The organism is Erwinia psychrophila (genome assembly GCF_039023475.1).
GTDB lineage: Bacteria > Pseudomonadota > Gammaproteobacteria > Enterobacterales > Enterobacteriaceae > Erwinia.
Window position 1 is genome coordinate 16076 of sequence record NZ_JBCHVB010000012.1, and the last position, 18591, is coordinate 34666.

Consider the following 18591-nt stretch of genomic DNA (forward strand, 5'->3'; position numbering starts at 1 on the left):
AGGCTAAGTCAGCAACGATTAATCGTCGTTACCGCCCAGACCTGCGTTCAGCAGTTCCGCCAGGCTGGCAGACGCTTCGTCAGCCGTAACCTGAGGCACAACCGGCGCTTCGCCTGCGGCCTTGCGGCGCATACGATCCTGGTGATAAGCGTAACCGGTACCGGCTGGGATCAGACGGCCCACGATGACGTTCTCTTTCAGGCCGCGCAGTTCGTCGCGTTTGCCCGCAACGGCTGCTTCGGTCAGTACGCGCGTCGTTTCCTGGAACGAAGCCGCAGAGATGAAGGATTCGGTCGCCAGTGACGCTTTGGTGATACCCAGCAGATCGCGCATATAGGTCGCTGCGATTTTGCCGTTGGCTTCCAATTCACGGTTAGAAATCTTAACGCGTGACACTTCAACCTGCTCGCCGTCCAGGAAGTCAGTGCTTCCTGCGCTGGCGATGGTTGCTTTACGCAGCATCTGACGAACGATGACTTCGATGTGCTTATCGTTAATCTTAACGCCCTGCAGGCGGTAAACTTCCTGCACTTCGTTAGTGATGTAACGGGTCACCGCATGCACGCCACGCAGACGCAGAATGTCATGTGGAGACTCTGGGCCATCGGAAACCACGTCACCACGCTCAACACGCTCACCTTCGAACACGTTCAGCTGACGCCATTTCGGAATCATCTCTTCGTAATGATCGCTGCCATCAATCGGGCTGATAACCAGACGACGTTTCCCTTTGGTCTCTTTACCGAAGGAGATGATGCCGCTGATTTCAGCCAGGATTGCCGGCTCTTTCGGACGACGGGCTTCGAACAGGTCAGCAACGCGTGGCAGACCACCGGTGATGTCCTTGGTACCGCCTGATTCCTGAGGAACACGCGCCAGGGTGTCACCTGAACTGATCTTCACGCCATCTTCCAGCTGCACAATCGCTTTACCTGGCAGGAAGTACTGAGCAGGCATATCGGAGCCTGGGATCATTACGTCATTGCCGTTGGCATCAACAATTTTCAGCGCCGGACGCAGATCTTTACCACCAGCAGTACGTTCAGCACTGTCCAGGATCACCAGAGAAGAGAGACCGGTCAGGTCATCCGTCTGGCGGGTAATGGTCTGGCCATCAATCATGTCAGTGAAGCGAATAAAGCCGCTCACTTCGGTGATAACCGGCATGGTGTGCGGATCCCAGTTTGCTACGGTTTCGCCCGCTGCAACCTGCTCGCCGTCGCCTTTCGCCATGGTAGAACCGTAAGGAACTTTATAGCTCTCTTTGGTACGACCAAATTCGTCGATCATTTTCAGCTCGGTGTTACGTGAAGTAACGACCAGCTTGCCAGCGGAGTTGGTAACCGACTTGGCGTTGATCAGCTTCAGCGTACCCTTGTTCTTCACCTGGATGCTGGATTCAGCAGCCGCACGAGATGCCGCACCACCGATGTGGAACGTACGCATCGTCAGCTGTGTACCCGGCTCACCGATGGACTGTGCTGCGATAACGCCGATGGCCTCACCTTTGTTGATGATGTGACCACGAGCCAGATCGCGTCCATAACAGTGGGCGCACACGCCGAAGTCAGTTTCGCAACTTACGACGGAGCGGACTTTCAGGCTGTCAACAGAGTGCTCTTCCAACAGGTCACACTGCTGTTCGTGCAGCAGGGTGTTGCGTGGCAGCAGAATGTCGGCAGTACCCGGCTTCAGCACGTCTTCTGCGGTCACACGACCCAGAACACGTTCGCGCAGTGGCTCTTTAACATCGCCACCCTCGATAACCGGCGTCATCATGATACCTTCGTGGGTACCACAATCGTCTTCGGTCACGACCAGATCCTGTGCCACGTCAACCAGACGACGGGTCAGGTAACCGGAGTTCGCCGTTTTCAGTGCGGTATCCGCAAGACCTTTACGCGCACCGTGCGTGGAGATGAAGTACTGGAGTACGTTCAGACCTTCACGGAAGTTTGCGGTAATTGGCGTCTCGATGATGGAGCCATCTGGTTTCGCCATCAGGCCACGCATACCGGCCAGCTGACGAATCTGTGCAGCAGAACCACGCGCACCGGAGTCAGCCATCATAAAGATGCTGTTGAAGGAAACCTGACGCTCTTCCTCGCCATCGCGGTTGATCACGACTTCGGTAGAGAGGTTTTCCATCATCGCTTTAGCAACGCGTTCGTTGGCCGCAGCCCAGATATCGATCACTTTGTTATAGCGTTCGCCAGCGGTCACCAGACCAGACTGGAACTGCTCCTGAATCTCAGCCACTTCCGCTTCCGCTTCGGTGATGATTTCCACTTTCTTGGCCGGGATAACCATGTCGTCGATACCGACAGAGGCACCAGAGCGCGCCGCATAGGCGAAACCGGTGTACATGGTCTGGTCAGCAAAGATAACGGTCGGCTTCAGGCCCAGGATGCGGTAACAGGTGTTCAGCATCTTGGAGATAGCTTTCTTGCCCAGCGCCTGGTTGACGATGGAGAAAGGCAGACCTTTCGGCACGATCATCCACAGGATGGCGCGACCAACGGTCGTGTCGATGATGCTGGTTTTAGCAACCCACTCATCCTGCTCGTTCTTTTCGTGTTCGGTGATACGTACTTTCACACGAGCGTGCAGAGAGGCCAGGCCGGCGCGATAAATACGCTCCGCTTCTTTCGGGCCAGTCAGCACCATGCCTTCGCCCTTGGCGTTAACACAGTCGCGGGTCATGTAATACAGACCCAGTACAACGTCCTGAGAAGGAACGATGATTGGCTCACCGTTCGCTGGTGACAGGATGTTGTTGGTCGACATCATCAGCGCACGCGCTTCCAGCTGGGCTTCCAGCGTCAGCGGTACGTGAACAGCCATCTGGTCACCATCGAAGTCGGCGTTATAGGCCGCACAAACCAGCGGGTGCAGCTGGATCGCTTTACCTTCGATCAGAACAGGTTCAAACGCCTGGATACCGAGACGGTGCAGGGTTGGTGCACGGTTCAGCAGGACCGGGTGTTCGCGGATCACTTCATCCAGGATATCCCAGACGACAGCTTCTTCGCGCTCAACCATTTTCTTGGCGGCTTTAATGGTGGTAGCAAGACCACGCAGTTCCAGCTTGCCGTAGATGAACGGTTTGAACAGCTCGAGTGCCATTTTCTTCGGCAGACCACACTGGTGCAGACGCAGGTATGGACCAACGGTGATAACGGAACGACCGGAGTAGTCAACGCGTTTACCCAGCAGGTTCTGACGGAAACGACCCTGCTTACCTTTGATCATATCGGCCAAAGATTTCAGAGGACGTTTGTTCGAACCGGTGATGGCACGACCACGACGGCCGTTATCCAGCAGCGCATCGACCGCTTCCTGCAGCATACGTTTTTCGTTACGTACGATGATGTCAGGGGCAGCCAGATCCAGCAGGCGCTTCAGACGGTTGTTACGGTTGATCACGCGACGGTACAAATCGTTCAGATCCGACGTTGCGAAACGACCGCCGTCCAGCGGCACCAGCGGACGCAGATCCGGTGGCAGCACAGGCAGCACGGTCAGGATCATCCACTCTGGCTTGTTGCCAGACTGTACGAACGCTTCCAGCAGCTTGATACGCTTGGTCAGCTTTTTACGCTTGGTTTCGGAGTTGGTTTCGTTCAGCTCTTCACGCAGCTGTTCGCACTCCTGCTCCAGATCCATGTTTTTCAACAGGGCCTGAACCGCTTCCGCACCCATTTTGGCGTCGAACTCGTCACCAAACTCTTCCAGCGCGTCCAGATACTGCTCTTCGGTCAGGATCTGACGGCGCTCAAGGTTGGTCATGCCACCTTCAACAACCACATAGGATTCGAAGTACAGCACGCGTTCGATATCACGCAGTGGCATATCCAGCAGCAAACCGATGCGTGATGGCAGCGATTTCAGGAACCAGATGTGCGCAGTAGGTGAAGCCAGTTCAATGTGGCCCATACGCTCACGGCGAACTTTGGTCTGTGTAACTTCAACGCCACACTTCTCACAGATCACACCGCGATGTTTTAAACGCTTGTACTTACCGCACAGGCATTCGTAATCTTTTACCGGCCCGAAAATACGCGCACAGAAAAGCCCGTCACGTTCAGGTTTGAACGTACGGTAGTTGATGGTTTCCGGCTTTTTAACTTCACCGAAAGACCAGGAACGGATCATGTCTGGCGAGGCCAGCGCAATTTTGATCGCATCAAACTCTTCGGTCTTAGTTTGCGCTTTCAGAAACTTAAGTAAGTCTTTCACGGATTAGCTCCCGTCGGAGTGAGACTTCTCAGGTCAGCCCGGAGTGACCCGGGCCATCCTGTAACCAGTACGAATTCGAGGCTTCCTCGAACATCTTTCAAGCTGCAACTCTGTTAGCTGCCTTCCCTCACCCGGTCACCTGCCTGAGGTAAGTGACCGGGGATTCGCTCAGTTGCCGGCTTGCCGCAACTCGAAATCTGCTGAGGTGTTACTCGTCTTCCAGTTCGATGTTGATACCCAGCGAGCGGATCTCTTTCAACAGTACGTTGAAGGATTCCGGCATGCCCGGCTCCATCTGATGGTTACCGTCAACGATGTTTTTATACATCTTGGTACGGCCATTAACGTCATCAGACTTCACGGTCAGCATTTCCTGCAGGGTATAAGCGGCACCGTATGCTTCCAGTGCCCACACTTCCATCTCACCGAAGCGCTGTCCGCCGAACTGCGCCTTACCACCCAGCGGCTGCTGAGTAACGAGGCTGTAGGAACCGGTGGAACGCGCATGCATCTTGTCATCAACCAGGTGGTTAAGTTTCAGCATGTACATGTAGCCAACGGTAACCTGACGCTCAAACTGTTCGCCGGTACGGCCATCGAACAGCGTGATCTGACCGGAAGAAGGCAGGCCGCCAAGCTGTAACAGCTCTTTGATCTCGCTCTCTTTCGCGCCGTCAAACACTGGCGTAGCGATTGGCATCCCTTTTTTCAGGTTCTCTGCCAGACGCAGCACTTCGTCATCGGTAAAGGTTGCCAGGTCAACTTTCTGACGCACATCGGTGCCCAGATCGTATGCGCGCTGGATAAACTCACGCAGTTTGGCGACGTCTTCCTGCTTTTTCAGCATGGCGTTGATTTTCTCGCCGATACCTTTCGCAGCCATACCCAGGTGTGTTTCAAGAACCTGACCGATGTTCATACGTGAAGGTACGCCCAGCGGGTTCAGTACGATATCGACCGGCGTACCGTTCTCGTCGTAAGGCATATCTTCGATCGGGTTGATCTTGGAGATAACACCTTTGTTCCCGTGACGGCCAGCCATTTTGTCACCAGACTGAATCTGACGCTTAACGGCCAGATACACTTTAACGATTTTCAGCACGCCCGGTGCCAGGTCATCGCCCTGAGTGATTTTGCGGCGTTTCGCATCAAGTTTTTTCTCAAACTCGTGCTTCAGCTCGTCGTACTGCTCCGCCAGCTGCTCCAGCTGGTTTTGCTTATCTTCGTCGGTCAGGCCCAGTTCCAGCCAGCGCTCGCGTGGCAGCTTGTCCAGTTTTTCCGCTTCAACGCCGCCGGATACCAGCAGGTAGTTGATACGGCTGAACAGGCCGGCTTCGAGGATTTGCAGTTCTTCAGACAGGTCTTTCTTCGCCTGCTTCAGCTGCATTTCTTCGATTTCCAGCGCGCGCTTGTCTTTTTCCACGCCATCGCGGGTGAAGACCTGCACGTCGATAACGGTACCAGAGACGCCGTTCGGTACACGCAGAGAAGAGTCTTTAACGTCAGACGCTTTCTCACCGAAGATAGCACGCAGCAGTTTCTCTTCTGGCGTCAGCTGAGTTTCACCTTTAGGCGTCACTTTACCGACCAGAATGTCGCCACCGGTCACTTCAGCACCGATATAAACGATACCGGATTCATCCAGCTTGGAGAGCGCCGCTTCACCCACGTTAGGGATGTCGGCAGTGATCTCTTCCGGCCCCAGCTTGGTGTCACGAGACACGCACGCCAGTTCCTGAATGTGGATAGTCGTGAAGCGATCTTCCTGTACCACGCGCTCGGAGACCAGGATGGAGTCTTCGAAGTTGTAGCCGTTCCACGGCATGAACGCGATGCGCATGTTCTGACCCAGTGCCAGTTCGCCCAGATCCGTTGAAGGACCATCAGCCAGCACGTCACCACGTTCAATAGGTTCGCCCAGGTTGACACACGGCATCTGGTTGATGCAGGTGTTCTGGTTAGAACGGGTGTATTTGGTCAGGTTGTAAATATCAATACCCGCTTCGCCCGGATACATTTCGTCTTCGTTAACTTTGATAACGATACGGGATGCATCAACGTACTGAACGGTACCACCACGCTTGGCTACGGCTGTAACACCGGAGTCTACCGCTACCGCGCGTTCCATACCGGTACCAACCAGCGGCTTATCAGCACGCAGAGTTGGAACCGCCTGACGTTGCATGTTTGCACCCATCAATGCGCGGTTGGCGTCATCGTGCTCCAGGAACGGGATCAGTGACGCACCGACGGAAACCACCTGCTGGGTGGAAACGTCCATGTAGTCAACCTGATCGCGGCTGAAGAGGCTCGATTCGCCTTTGCTACGGCAGGTCACCAGATCGTCTACGAAGTGACCTTCGTCGTCGAGGTTGGTGTTCGCCTGAGCGATAACGTAGTTACCCTCTTCAATAGCAGAGAGGTAATGAATTTCGTCGGTCACCACGCCTTCGCGAACGCGACGGTATGGGGTTTCCAGGAAACCGTACTCGTTAGTCTGCGCATACACAGACAGGGAGTTAATCAGACCGATGTTTGGACCTTCAGGCGTTTCGATTGGGCACACGCGACCGTAGTGCGTCGGGTGAACGTCTCGAACTTCAAAGCCTGCACGCTCACGCGTCAGACCGCCCGGGCCGAGTGCAGAGATACGACGCTTGTGCGTAATCTCAGACAGCGGGTTGTTCTGGTCCATAAACTGAGACAGCTGGCTGGAACCAAAGAACTCTTTCACTGCGGCAGAAATTGGCTTGGCGTTGATCATATCCTGAGGCATCAGGGTATCGAGATCGCCCAGGGAAAGACGCTCTTTCACCGCACGCTCAACGCGGACCAGACCTACACGGAACTGGTTTTCAGCCATTTCGCCAACGGAACGGATACGACGGTTGCCGAGGTGGTCGATATCATCCACTTCACCAATACCGTTACGGATACCAATCAGTTTACGCATCACTTCAATGATGTCGTCTTTGCTGAGGATACCGGAACCTTCGATCTCGTCACGCAGCAGAGAACGGTTGAACTTCATACGACCAACCGCAGAGAGATCGTAGCGGTCTTCGGAGAAGAACAGGTTCTCGAACAGGTTTTCAGCCGCTTCGCGCGTTGGTGGCTCACCAGGACGCATCATGCGATAGATCTCAACCAGCGCGCTCAGGCGATCGTTGGTCGGGTCGACGCGAACGGTCTCTGAAATGTACGGGCCGTGATCCAGATCGTTAGTAAACAGCGTTTCGATGCGCTTGTGGCCGGACTGGCTCAGTTTAGCCAGCAGATCCAGCGACAGCTCCATGTTAGCTGCAACGATCAGTTCGCCGGTACTTTCGTCGATGTAATCTTTAGCGACGACTTTACCTGCGATGTATTCAACCGGAACTTCGATGTGCTCTACGCCATCTTTTTCCAGCTGACGAATATGACGTGCCGTAATACGACGACCTTTCTCAACGTATACAGTACCGTTGGATTCGATATCGAAAGAGGCTGTCTCACCGCGCAGGCGCTCAGGAACCAGTTCCATCTGCAGCTTGTTATCGCGAATGTCATAAACCACTTTGTCGAAGAACAGGTCAAGGATCTGCTCAGTGGTGTAGCTCAGCGCGCGCAGGATGATGGTTGCAGGCAGCTTACGGCGACGGTCGATACGAACGAACAGGTTGTCTTTCGGGTCGAACTCAAAGTCCAGCCAGGAACCACGGTAAGGGATGATACGTGCGTTATACAGCACTTTACCCGAGGAGTGGGTCTTACCCTTATCGCTGTCGAAGAAGACACCAGGACTACGATGCAGCTGAGAAACGATAACCCTTTCCGTACCGTTGATGACAAAGGTACCGTTATCGGTCATGAGCGGAATTTCGCCCATGTAAACTTCTTGTTCTTTGATGTCCTTAACGGTGCCTTCCGGCGCTTCGCGCTCGTAGATCACCAGGCGCAGTTTTACGCGCAGGGGTGCAGAGTACGTGATGCCACGAATCTGACACTCTTTCACATCAAATACAGGTTCGCCTAAACGGTAGCTGACGTACTGCAGCTCAGAGTTACCGCTATAGCTTTGGATAGGGAACACGGAACGGAATGCCGCTTCCAGACCATATTGACCTTCCGGATCTTGCTCGATGAACTTCTGGAACGAGTCAAGCTGGATAGAAAGGAGATAAGGAATGTCCAGAACTTGTGGACGTTTTCCAAAATCCTTACGAATGCGTTTTTTCTCGGTATAGGAGTAAACCATAGGGTTCCTCAGCTCGCTGAAAAGTAGAACCTCGCTGTCCGTCCAGAGGGGACAGTTCATGCAACACTATTTTGTGACGCGGAAAGAAGACTCCCCTTCCGTAATACCTCTTTCTATCACTCTTAAATCATTTCGTTGCCGCAGTCAGGCAGGGAACCTCAACAGAAGAGCAATATATTAAGTCGTCGATAGAGAAAGATATTAAGCAAATCAATGACTAAATAGTGTGAAACGTCATTGACGCTATAGAGCGCAAAAAGGCTGGTGACCAAAAAGTCACCAGCCATCAGCCTCAGAAATCAGGCTGCAACCTGAAAGGTAGGCTTATTTAACTTCAACTTCTGCGCCAGCTTCTTCCAGTGCTTTCTTCAGTGCTTCTGCGTCGTCTTTGCTGATGCCTTCTTTCAGGGCAGCAGGTGCAGACTCAACCAGGTCTTTAGCTTCTTTCAGGCCCAGACCAGTTGCGCCACGTACTGCTTTGATCACGGCAACTTTGTTCGCGCCGATAGCTTTCAGTACAACGTCAAATTCGGTTTTTTCTTCTACAGCTTCAGCAGCAGCAGCAGGACCTGCAACAGCAGCAGCAGCTGAAACGCCGAATTTTTCTTCCATAGCGGAGATCAGTTCAACGATTTCCATTACAGACAGGGCGGCAACGCCTTCGATGATTTGTTCTTTAGTGATAGACATTTAAAATGTTCCTGAATTCAGTGTAGATAAAGGTTACGTAAGCAAGTGTCGGAAAAGAAAGGCTTAAGCTTAAGCAGCTTCAGCTTCTTTCTGATCGCGGACTGCAGCCAGAGTGCGAACCAGTTTGCCGGCAGCGGCTTCTTTCATGGTTGCCATCAGGCGTGCGATTGCTTCATCGTAAGTAGGCAGAGTTGCCAGGCGGTCGATCTGAGCCGCACTGATTAACTCGCCTTCAAAGGCCGCAGCTTTGACCTCAAATTTTGCATTCGCTTTCGCGAACTCTTTGAACAGACGAGCAGCAGCGCCCGGGTGTTCCATAGAGTATGCAATCAAGGTCGGACCGACGAACGTGTCTTTCAGGACCTCAAACTGAGTTCCTTCAACGACGCGGCGCAGCAGGGTGTTACGAACAACACGCATGTAAACGCCAGCTTCACGACCTGCTTTACGCAGTTCAGTCATTTTGCCTACTGGTACGCCACGAGAATCCGCAACTACCGCAGACAGCGCGCCTTTGGCTACTTCGCTGACTTCAGCAACAATCGCTTGTTTGTCTTGAAGATTTAAGGCCATTAGCTTGTGCTCCTGGATTTTGCCGGAGATGAATTTCTCCGGAACTCACTTCACCTGACCGAAGCCAGGCGCTTAAACACGGTGAGCAGAATCCAGCAAAGACTATAAAAATATTCTTCAGGTTCTGTCACCGTCTACGCAGGGGATTAAGCCTCTTACGAGACACCTGCGGTCTTGGACGGAGGCCTGGATAAGGCCAGGCTCCAACCGAAAATTCGTTCTATTCTGCGTCATCCACACCGCTACTGCGTTGGCTGCTTTCGCTCACATCAGTCACATAGCGAGCTATGCTCCTGACGATTCGCTCCTTTGCCGCCTTGTATCAGCGCGAATGCCTTGAATATAACTTTGCGTCATTCAAACCAATGCGACACTGGTTCAACTGACTTGAATTCTGGTTCTGTATATTAACAGAACAACGGGCGTAAGATTCTAGTCGAAACTTTCGCCCGCGTAAAGCAGATTAGTTAGCAGTTGCGTTCAGGCCAGCCTGATCAACAGCAACGCCTGCACCCATAGTGGTGGAGAGGCTAACTTTCTTGATGAAAACGCCTTTCGCCTGAGAAGGTTTCGCTTTTTTCAGCGCAACCAGCAGGGACTCGAGGTTTTCTTTCAGTTTATCTGTATCGAAATCAACCTTACCGATAGTGGTATGGATGATGCCGTTTTTGTCATTGCGGTAACGAACCTGACCCGCTTTAGCATTTTTCACTGCTTCAGCAACGTTTGGCGTTACGGTACCCACTTTCGGGTTTGGCATCAGACCGCGTGGGCCCAGAACCTGGCCCAGCTGGCCTACAACGCGCATTGCATCTGGAGATGCGATAACAACGTCGAAGTTCATTTCGCCTTTTTTGATCTGGTCAGCCAGATCTTCCATACCTACCAGTTCAGCGCCGGCTGCTTTAGCAGCTTCAGCGTTTGCGCCCTGGGTAAATACGGCTACGCGAACGGAACGGCCAGTACCGTGTGGCAGTACAGTTGCACCACGCACGTTCTGGTCAGATTTACGGGCATCGATGCCCAGGTTCACAGCTACGTCAACGCTTTCTACGAACTTAGCCGTCGCCAGTTCCTTCAGCAGAGCAACAGCTTCGTTGATGTCATACTGTTTAGTTGAATCAACTTTGTCACGGATCACGCGCATGCGCTTGGTCAGCTTAGCCATTTCTTAATCCTCTACTACCAGGCCCATGGAACGAGCAGTACCTTCGATTGAGCGAGTCATCGCTTCAATGTCAGCACCAGTCATGTCCGCAGCTTTGGTTTCTGCGATTTCACGAATCTGAGCAACAGATACTTTACCTACTTTGTCTTTGTTCGGCTTGCCGGAACCAGACTTGATACCAGCCGCTTTCTTCAGCAGAACTGCTGCTGGAGGCGTTTTGGTAACGAAGGTGAAAGAACGGTCAGAATAAACGGTAATAACAACCGGCGTAGGCAGGCCTTTTTCCAGGGATTCTGTTTTGGCGTTAAACGCTTTACAGAATTCCATGATGTTAACGCCCTGCTGACCCAGAGCCGGACCAACTGGTGGACTCGGGTTTGCCATACCAGCTGCAACCTGCAGCTTGACGTAGGCTTGTACTTTCTTAGCCATGATAATTCCTCTATTGGGTTCAGACGCTCCAGAAGAGCTCCCCGTGATTAATATTTCACGCGCTCACCGAGCGCATAAAAACAAAAGGCGCGAAATTGTATTGCAATTTCGCGCCTCTCGCAACCAATAATCAGGCTCATGGATTACTTTTTATGCAGAGCGAACTCATGCAGCGAATCCAGAGTCACCTTCACTATCAGCCTTTTTCAACCTGCCCAAAGTCCAGCTCAACCGGCGTTGCGCGGCCGAAGATAGAGACGGAAACTTTCAGGCGGCTTTTTTCATAATCCACTTCTTCCACAACGCCGTTGAAGTCAGCGAACGGACCGTCGTTAACGCGGACCATCTCACCTGGCTCAAACAGGGTTTTCGGACGTGGCTTATCGCCAGCAGACTGCAGGCGATTCATGATCGCGTCGACTTCTTTATCGCTAATAGGTGCCGGACGATCGGACGTGCCGCCAATGAATCCCATGACGCGCGGTACGCTGCGCACCAAGTGCCAGCTTGCATCATTCATGACCATTTGGACCAGCACATAGCCGGGGAAGAACTTGCGCTCGCTTTTACGGCGCTGACCGCCGCGGATCTCAACCACTTCTTCGGTTGGAACCATAACGTCGCCAAACAGTTCTTCCATGTTATGTAACTTGATATGCTCACGCAGCGATTGGGCTACGCGGCCTTCAAAACCGGAAAACGCCTGAACGACGTACCAGCGCTTTTTTGGAGCTTCAGACATCTCAGAACCTCAGGCCAGTGATAAACGATACCAGACGGACCAGAATACCATCCAGCCCCCACAAAATCAGTGACATCACGGCAGTTACCGCGGCAACGATTAACGTGGTGTGCAACGTTTCCTGACGGGTCGGCCAGATAACCTTGCGGACTTCGGTACGCGCTTCACGGGCAAAAGCCAGCGTTGCCTTACCTTTCGTCGTCAGCAGCGCAATGCCGCCAGCTACAGCAATCAGGATAACAACGGCCAGCGCACGCAGCGGCAATGTGATCTCACGATAATAGTAGTTACCGACGATAGCCACGATAAGCAGCAACGCCACCACTAACCACTTTATCGCTTCCAGGCCGCGCCCGCTCCCTTGAGCTTCGGTATTAGCACTCATAAACCAACCTGCCACAATAAATCAGAAACTATTTTGCCCCGTAAAACGAGGCAACCGAACCGAATGATGCTGTCAGGCGAAACTCGGTATATAACGCCGTGCTACAGAGCCTGCCTCAGCAATGATTATGGTTGAAAATCACTGATGAGCCAGGTTCTATGTTACAGCGTGCAAAAAGGGCATCAAATGATGCCCTCTTCGAGTACGTTGCGTCAAATATTATCAGCGATTAAGCGATAACTTTAGCAACAACGCCCGCACCAACGGTACGACCACCTTCACGGATGGCGAAACGCAGGCCGTCATCCATTGCGATTGGGTGGATCAGGGTAACAACCATTTTGATGTTGTCGCCTGGCATTACCATCTCAACGCCTTCTGGCAGTTCGATGGTACCGGTCACGTCAGTAGTACGGAAGTAGAACTGTGGACGGTAGCCTTTGAAGAACGGAGTATGGCGGCCGCCTTCATCCTTGGACAGGATGTAAACTTCAGATTCGAACTGGGTGTGTGGTTTGATTGAGCCCGGCTTAGCCAGTACCTGGCCACGCTGGATCTCTTCACGCTTGATACCACGCAGCAGAACGCCGCAGTTCTCGCCTGCACGACCTTCGTCCAGCAGTTTGCGGAACATTTCAACGCCGGTACAAACGGATTTCGCCGTATCTTTGATACCAACGATTTCAACTTCTTCACCTACTTTGATGATACCGCGCTCAACACGACCGGTAACAACGGTACCACGACCGGAGATGGAGAACACATCTTCGATTGGCAGCAGGAACGGCTTATCAATCGCACGCTCTGGTTCAGGGATGTAGTTATCCAGGTGACCAGCCAGTTCGATGATTTTCGCTTCCCACTCTGCGTCGCCTTCCAGCGCTTTCAGAGCAGAACCGTGAACGATTGGGGTGTCGTCGCCCGGGAAGTCGTACTGTGACAGCAGGTCACGCACTTCCATCTCAACCAGCTCCAGCAGCTCTTCATCATCAACCATGTCGCACTTGTTCAGGAACACGATGATGTAAGGAACGCCAACCTGGCGGCCCAGCAGGATGTGCTCACGGGTCTGAGGCATTGGGCCGTCAGTCGCAGCAACAACCAGGATAGCGCCGTCCATCTGAGCAGCACCGGTGATCATGTTTTTCACATAGTCGGCGTGGCCAGGGCAGTCAACGTGCGCGTAGTGGCGAGTCGGGGTGTCGTATTCAACGTGAGAGGTGTTGATGGTGATACCACGAGCTTTTTCTTCAGGCGCGTTATCGATCTGATCGAACGCGCGTGCAGAACCACCGTAGGTTTTAGCCAGAACGGAAGTGATAGCAGCAGTCAGGGTAGTTTTACCGTGGTCAACGTGGCCGATAGTACCAACGTTGACGTGCGGTTTGGAACGTTCAAATTTTTCTTTAGACATCGCTTGTCCCTCTAAGACACGGATAAATCGGTGATATCACCACATCAACCAGGCAGTGCCTGAACTGTTGAATTTTAACGTACAGAGAAGAATCAGGGAGGGAGATTTAGAAGTGGTGCTGATACCCAGAGTCGAACTGGGGACCTCACCCTTACCAAGGGTGCGCTCTACCAACTGAGCCATATCAGCACGGCTTGGAGCGGGCAGCGGGAATCGAACCCGCATCATCAGCTTGGAAGGCTGAGGTAATAGCCATTATACGATGCCCGCATCCTGGAACTCGGCTACCTGTTCTGTCTGTAGCTTTTGAACAACAAGAAGATGCCCTCTTGCCATTCGAGCCAACCCGCTAACGCTTGATGACTCTGACTGCGCTTGTGCTCAGTCTGAAATCTGCATTTGCAACCTCAAACCGCAAGGCCGAAATGGTGGTGGGAGAAGGATTCGAACCTTCGAAGTCGATGACGGCAGATTTACAGTCTGCTCCCTTTGGCCGCTCGGGAATCCCACCTTACTACTTGTACTGCGTTACTTGATGGTGCCGGCTACCGGAATCGAACTGGTGACCTACTGATTACAAGTCAGTTGCTCTACCAACTGAGCTAAGCCGGCATCAAGTGACGCGCATTCTAGGTAGACTGGCCGAGGTATGCAACAAAAAAATCGCGATAATTATTCTAACGCTTACTATTTGTGCAATTCCTCGCAATTTATCCTGTTACCCCGCCAGATATGCATAAATAAACGACAAATTAGCGATTTTTTCACCACCTGTTGCTAGCATGACTTCTACCTTGGTATGGCCTTTACTATCGCTCATTTTGGGTTGAAAGCATTTTTCCTTCGCCTGACGGGCCTGTCAGCGCTTTGAGCCTGGCTACTATGCAGAGCTTTTACGGCTTTAAGGGCAACGTTGCGACATTGCTTCCTATAGCAGCCCTAACAACGTGAGTGGCTGTTCAAAGAGGGCATCGTTACCAGGTTATAAAAAGCTGCTTTAAAGAAGTGTTTGGCAGGGACAAAAATTTGGGCCTGTAAGAAAACAGGATGGCCCTGTCATAGAGAGCGGCGCTTATGCTTATCTATAAGAGGTTACACATATACAGACGATGTTCTGCGGTACGGGAGCAGGCTCCGCTTTATCCAACGCCTTATCAGCGAACCGGGAATACGACTTACCGCTATCGGAATAATGGTTTTCCTGGGGAACTTTCTGACTTTTGCACTGCTACGCTCCTATATGCTTTTATAATAAATTACCCGCCAGGCAGCGCCATGCCGCCGCTCAGCCCATAAAAAGGGTTATCAGGGTTTTCTTCAATAATTGTGGATACCGTTACGTTTGCGCTCGCTGCGCGTATTTTTCCTTCTGATTACCGCCTCTCTGGTGTTAACCTCCTGCCCATTGTTTTCTGAAATTTCCCTTAGTCCGTGAATGAGAAGCCTCCATAAGGCGCCTTTTCAAGCGAGTTTTAGCATCACGACAGGCAAATTCTTGCTGACAGAAGCATGCATATGAACAAAAAAGAATCATTGTTGACTACACCTTATCTGCAATTTGACCGTGCTCAATGGGCAACGCTGCGTGATTCGGTACCGATGACCCTGAGTGAAGAGGAAATTGCTCAGTTGGAGGGGATAAACGAAGATTTGTCTCTGAAGGAAGTGGCGGAGATCTATTTGCCGCTCTCCCGCCTGCTCAATTTTTATATCAGTTCTAATTTACGCCGGCAGGCGGTGCTGGAACAGTTTCTGGGAACCAACGGACAGAAGATTCCTTATATCATCAGCATCGCTGGCAGCGTAGCCGTTGGGAAAAGTACCACTGCTCGCGTGCTTCAGGCGCTATTAAGCCGCTGGCCCGAACATCGCCGCGTTGAACTGATTACTACCGATGGCTTTTTGCATCCTAATGAGGTGCTGAAAGAACGCGGACTGATGAAGAAAAAAGGCTTTCCCCAGTCTTATGATATGCACAGGCTGGTTAATTTTGTTTCTGAACTCAAATCGGGCGCCTCACAGGTTACGGCACCGGTTTACTCGCATCTGATTTATGATGTGATTCCCGAAGGGGATAAAGTCGTTCAGCAGCCTGATATTTTAATTCTGGAAGGTCTGAACGTTTTACAAAGCGGAATGGATTACCCACACGATCCACATCACGTATTTGTTTCCGATTTCGTCGATTTCTCTATCTATGTGGACGCTCCGGAAGATCTTTTACAGCATTGGTATATCAACCGCTTCCTTAAATTCCGCCAGGGTGCCTTTACCGATCCGGACTCTTATTTCCACAATTACGCACAGCTTACTGAAGAAGAAGCCGTTAGCGTTGCCTCGCAGCTATGGGAAGAGATTAACTTATTGAATCTGAAAGAAAATATACTACCAACCCGTGAGCGAGCCAGCTTAATTATGACCAAAAGCGTTGACCACGCGGTTGATTTAGTCAGGCTCAGAAAGTAATAAAGAGGGGTTTCCCCCTCTTTATTAATTTTGTGGTCGTAGTGAAATTTCACCGCCTACCCAGGATTTTGTTATCCCATTTTGTTCCAGTATCAGGCCACCCTGTTGATCGATTCCCCTGGCTATTCCCAGGATTTCTCTGTCGCCAATAAGTAACTTAACCGGCCTGTTAATAAAATTGTCCAGTTTACTCCAGCGATCGATAAAGGGAGCCAGCCCTTCCCGTTCAAAAAGCTGTAGTGAATCTCTCATTTTATTTACCAGGCTTGCAGCCAGTCTGTTTCTGTCAATCGTGACGCCAGCTTCCTGAAGATTAATCCAGCCCTGGTTAACAATTGTGGTATCCGGCGAGCGCATTGCCAGGTTAATCCCGGTACCGATGACGATTTGCGCCGCATCGCCTGTTTTACCCGTCAGTTCGACCAGAATACCCGCCAGCTTTCGATCGTTGAGATAGAGATCGTTCGGCCATTTAACGCGAACGTCACTGGCACCAAGCGCCTGCAGAACCTCAGCGGTGACAATACCAATAACCAGACTCAGCCCCATCGCTGCCACAGGCCCTTGTTCCAGCCTCCAGTACATCGACAGATAGAGATTGGAACCGAAAGGCGAGAACCATTGCCGGCCACGACGTCCCCTGCCCGCCTGCTGATATTCCGCCACGCAGGCATCGCCTGTTTGTAATGAATCCATTTGCTCAAGCAGATACTGATTCGTTGAGTCTATGACAGGGATCACCGCCAGACGTCCCTCCTCCAGCTGAGAAGAGATAACCGCTTCATCAAGTAACTGTACTGGCGCCGGCAGGCTGTATCCTTTCCCCGTTACGGTAAACACATCAATCCCCCAGTCTTTAAGAGTATGAATATGTTTATTAATAGCTGCACGGCTCATGCCCAGCTTTTCACCCAGATGTTCGCCGGAATGAAACTCACCATCAGACAGTATATTGATGAGTGTTAAAGGGACGGTATTATCTTTCATGCGATGACTCCGACAGCATCCTTTTCTCCCAGTGCGCCAATGAAGCGCACCTCCGGTTCAAGCCACACGTTAAACTTCGCTCCCACACGCTGGCGAACTTCATGGGCCAGCGCCACGATATCCCTACCTGTCGCTTCTTGCTGATTAACCAGCACCAGCGCCTGCTGACGATGAACTGCGGCTCCGCCAATCGTATACCCCTTCAGATCGCAGCGATCGATCAGCCAGCCCGCGGCAAGTTTAACGTTCCCATCCCGCTGCGGATAAAGAGGCGCATCCGGGAAGTCGGTTTTCAGCAACTCGGCCTGTTGTGCGCTAACTACCGGGTTTTTAAAGAAACTCCCGGCATTTCCTGCTACTTTGGGATCGGGCAACTTGCTGCTGCGCATATGGCAGACAGCATCAAATATTTGTTGGGGTGTTACTGTTTCGGCATCCAGCGTGACCAGATCGCCATAGGTGATAACCGGAACCCAGGCTTTCCTTAATACCAGACCTACCGCGATAATGGCATATCCCGTCTGATAGGCATGCTTAAAAACGCTGTCACGGTAACCAAACTGGCAGGCTTCCGCAAAGAGACGCTGCGTTTTCCCCGATGTGAGATCGAGAATATCAACGTATTCGCAAACCTGTTTCAGCTCCACACCATATGCGCCAATATTCTGGATAGGTGACGATCCTACGCATCCGGGTATCATGGCCAGATTTTCCAGGCCGCCCAGCCCCTTCGCCAGCGTAAACTGCACTAGCTTATGCCAGTTTTCTCCCGCCCCTACATGAAGATGCCAGCTATCGTCACTCTCGCGGGTAACGATCCCCATAATCCGGTTTATTATTGCCGTGCCCTGGTAATCTTCTAAAAAAAGCACATTACTGCCTTCACCAAGCAGCAATACGGGCTGCTGATCCTGACGGCTTTTCTGCCAGGCAGCGGTCATTTCTTCCGCCGTTTCTGCAATCACAATATTTGCAGCGTTCGCATCCAGATTAAAGGTGTTAAAAGGTTTCAGGGAATGGGGCTGGGTGGACATGGGATGGCCTTTAAAAATTTAACTGCCCGTAGTTTACCCGATAAGGCGATATGACGCTTAAGGATTTGCCGGAGGAGGTAACGGTATGGGCGGCGAGAGCTTACCGTTCCAGGCCAAATTTATCTGCTACTGGACTGAGGGCTTCGCAGGAATACCGGGGATGGGAGGAGTACAGTACCGGCGTGGCGCTGACAGGCTCCGGGCGCGCAGGGATGGCCGTGTTT

The 18591-nt window shown here is 52.1% G+C and carries 12 protein-coding genes and 4 tRNA genes; 1 reads left to right on the forward strand and 15 read right to left on the reverse strand.

Going from position 1 to position 18591, the window contains the following annotated elements; genetic code table 11:
* Positions 1-18 precede the first annotated feature (18 nt).
* The 13 genes from rpoC to AAH446_RS19450 all read right to left on the reverse strand — a co-directional run bounded on the left by rpoC (position 19) and on the right by AAH446_RS19450 (position 14492).
* Complete coding sequence (gene rpoC / locus AAH446_RS19390) at positions 19-4239, reverse strand: DNA-directed RNA polymerase subunit beta' (protein WP_342908313.1); 4221 nt, start codon at positions 4237-4239, stop codon at positions 19-21.
* 208 nt (positions 4240-4447) lie between these two features.
* Positions 4448-8476: a DNA-directed RNA polymerase subunit beta gene (rpoB, locus tag AAH446_RS19395; protein WP_342908314.1), complete on the reverse strand. Its 4029-nt coding sequence runs from the start codon at positions 8474-8476 to the stop codon at positions 4448-4450.
* Between the two features lie 324 nt (positions 8477-8800).
* On the reverse strand, positions 8801-9166 hold the full coding sequence (gene rplL / locus AAH446_RS19400) for a 50S ribosomal protein L7/L12 (protein ID WP_024966036.1): 366 nt from the start codon (positions 9164-9166) through the stop codon (positions 8801-8803).
* Between the two features lie 69 nt (positions 9167-9235).
* Positions 9236-9739: a 50S ribosomal protein L10 gene (rplJ, locus tag AAH446_RS19405; RefSeq protein WP_338559076.1), complete on the reverse strand. Its 504-nt coding sequence runs from the start codon at positions 9737-9739 to the stop codon at positions 9236-9238.
* A gap of 463 nt (positions 9740-10202) precedes the next feature.
* Positions 10203-10907, reverse strand: a complete 705-nt coding sequence (gene rplA, locus AAH446_RS19410; RefSeq protein WP_342908315.1) for a 50S ribosomal protein L1 — start codon at positions 10905-10907, stop codon at positions 10203-10205.
* A 3-nt stretch (positions 10908-10910) separates the two neighbouring features.
* Positions 10911-11339, reverse strand: a complete 429-nt coding sequence (gene rplK, locus AAH446_RS19415) for a 50S ribosomal protein L11 (protein WP_024966039.1) — start codon at positions 11337-11339, stop codon at positions 10911-10913.
* 196 nt (positions 11340-11535) lie between these two features.
* Complete coding sequence (gene nusG, locus AAH446_RS19420) at positions 11536-12081, reverse strand: transcription termination/antitermination protein NusG (protein ID WP_024966040.1); 546 nt, start codon at positions 12079-12081, stop codon at positions 11536-11538.
* A gap of 1 nt (position 12082) precedes the next feature.
* Positions 12083-12466, reverse strand: coding sequence for a preprotein translocase subunit SecE (gene secE / locus AAH446_RS19425; RefSeq protein ID WP_024966041.1), 384 nt, complete (start codon positions 12464-12466; stop codon positions 12083-12085).
* Positions 12467-12695: 229 nt separating this feature from the next.
* The gene (tuf, locus tag AAH446_RS19430; RefSeq protein ID WP_342908316.1) at positions 12696-13880 is read right to left on the reverse strand and encodes an elongation factor Tu; all 1185 of its coding nucleotides are present in this window, start codon (positions 13878-13880) and stop codon (positions 12696-12698) included.
* A 113-nt stretch (positions 13881-13993) separates the two neighbouring features.
* Positions 13994-14069 (reverse strand) — tRNA-Thr (locus tag AAH446_RS19435).
* 6 nt (positions 14070-14075) lie between these two features.
* A tRNA-Gly gene (locus AAH446_RS19440) sits at positions 14076-14150 on the reverse strand.
* Positions 14151-14306: 156 nt separating this feature from the next.
* Positions 14307-14391: transfer RNA gene (locus AAH446_RS19445), tRNA-Tyr, on the reverse strand.
* A gap of 25 nt (positions 14392-14416) precedes the next feature.
* Positions 14417-14492: transfer RNA gene (locus AAH446_RS19450), tRNA-Thr, on the reverse strand.
* A gap of 903 nt (positions 14493-15395) precedes the next feature.
* Here AAH446_RS19450 and coaA point away from each other — a divergent pair.
* Positions 15396-16346 carry a type I pantothenate kinase gene (gene coaA / locus AAH446_RS19455; protein ID WP_342908317.1) on the forward strand — a complete coding sequence of 317 codons (951 nt, stop codon included), beginning with the start codon at positions 15396-15398 and terminating at the stop codon, positions 16344-16346.
* A gap of 24 nt (positions 16347-16370) precedes the next feature.
* Here the strand turns inward: coaA and birA are convergent, their stop codons facing one another.
* Both birA and murB read right to left on the reverse strand, forming a co-directional pair.
* Complete coding sequence (gene birA / locus AAH446_RS19460) at positions 16371-17333, reverse strand: bifunctional biotin--[acetyl-CoA-carboxylase] ligase/biotin operon repressor BirA (protein WP_342908318.1); 963 nt, start codon at positions 17331-17333, stop codon at positions 16371-16373.
* Complete coding sequence (gene murB, locus AAH446_RS19465; RefSeq protein ID WP_342908319.1) at positions 17330-18367, reverse strand: UDP-N-acetylmuramate dehydrogenase; 1038 nt, start codon at positions 18365-18367, stop codon at positions 17330-17332. Before murB ends, birA begins: the two co-directional genes overlap by 4 nt.
* Positions 18368-18591 lie beyond the last annotated feature (224 nt).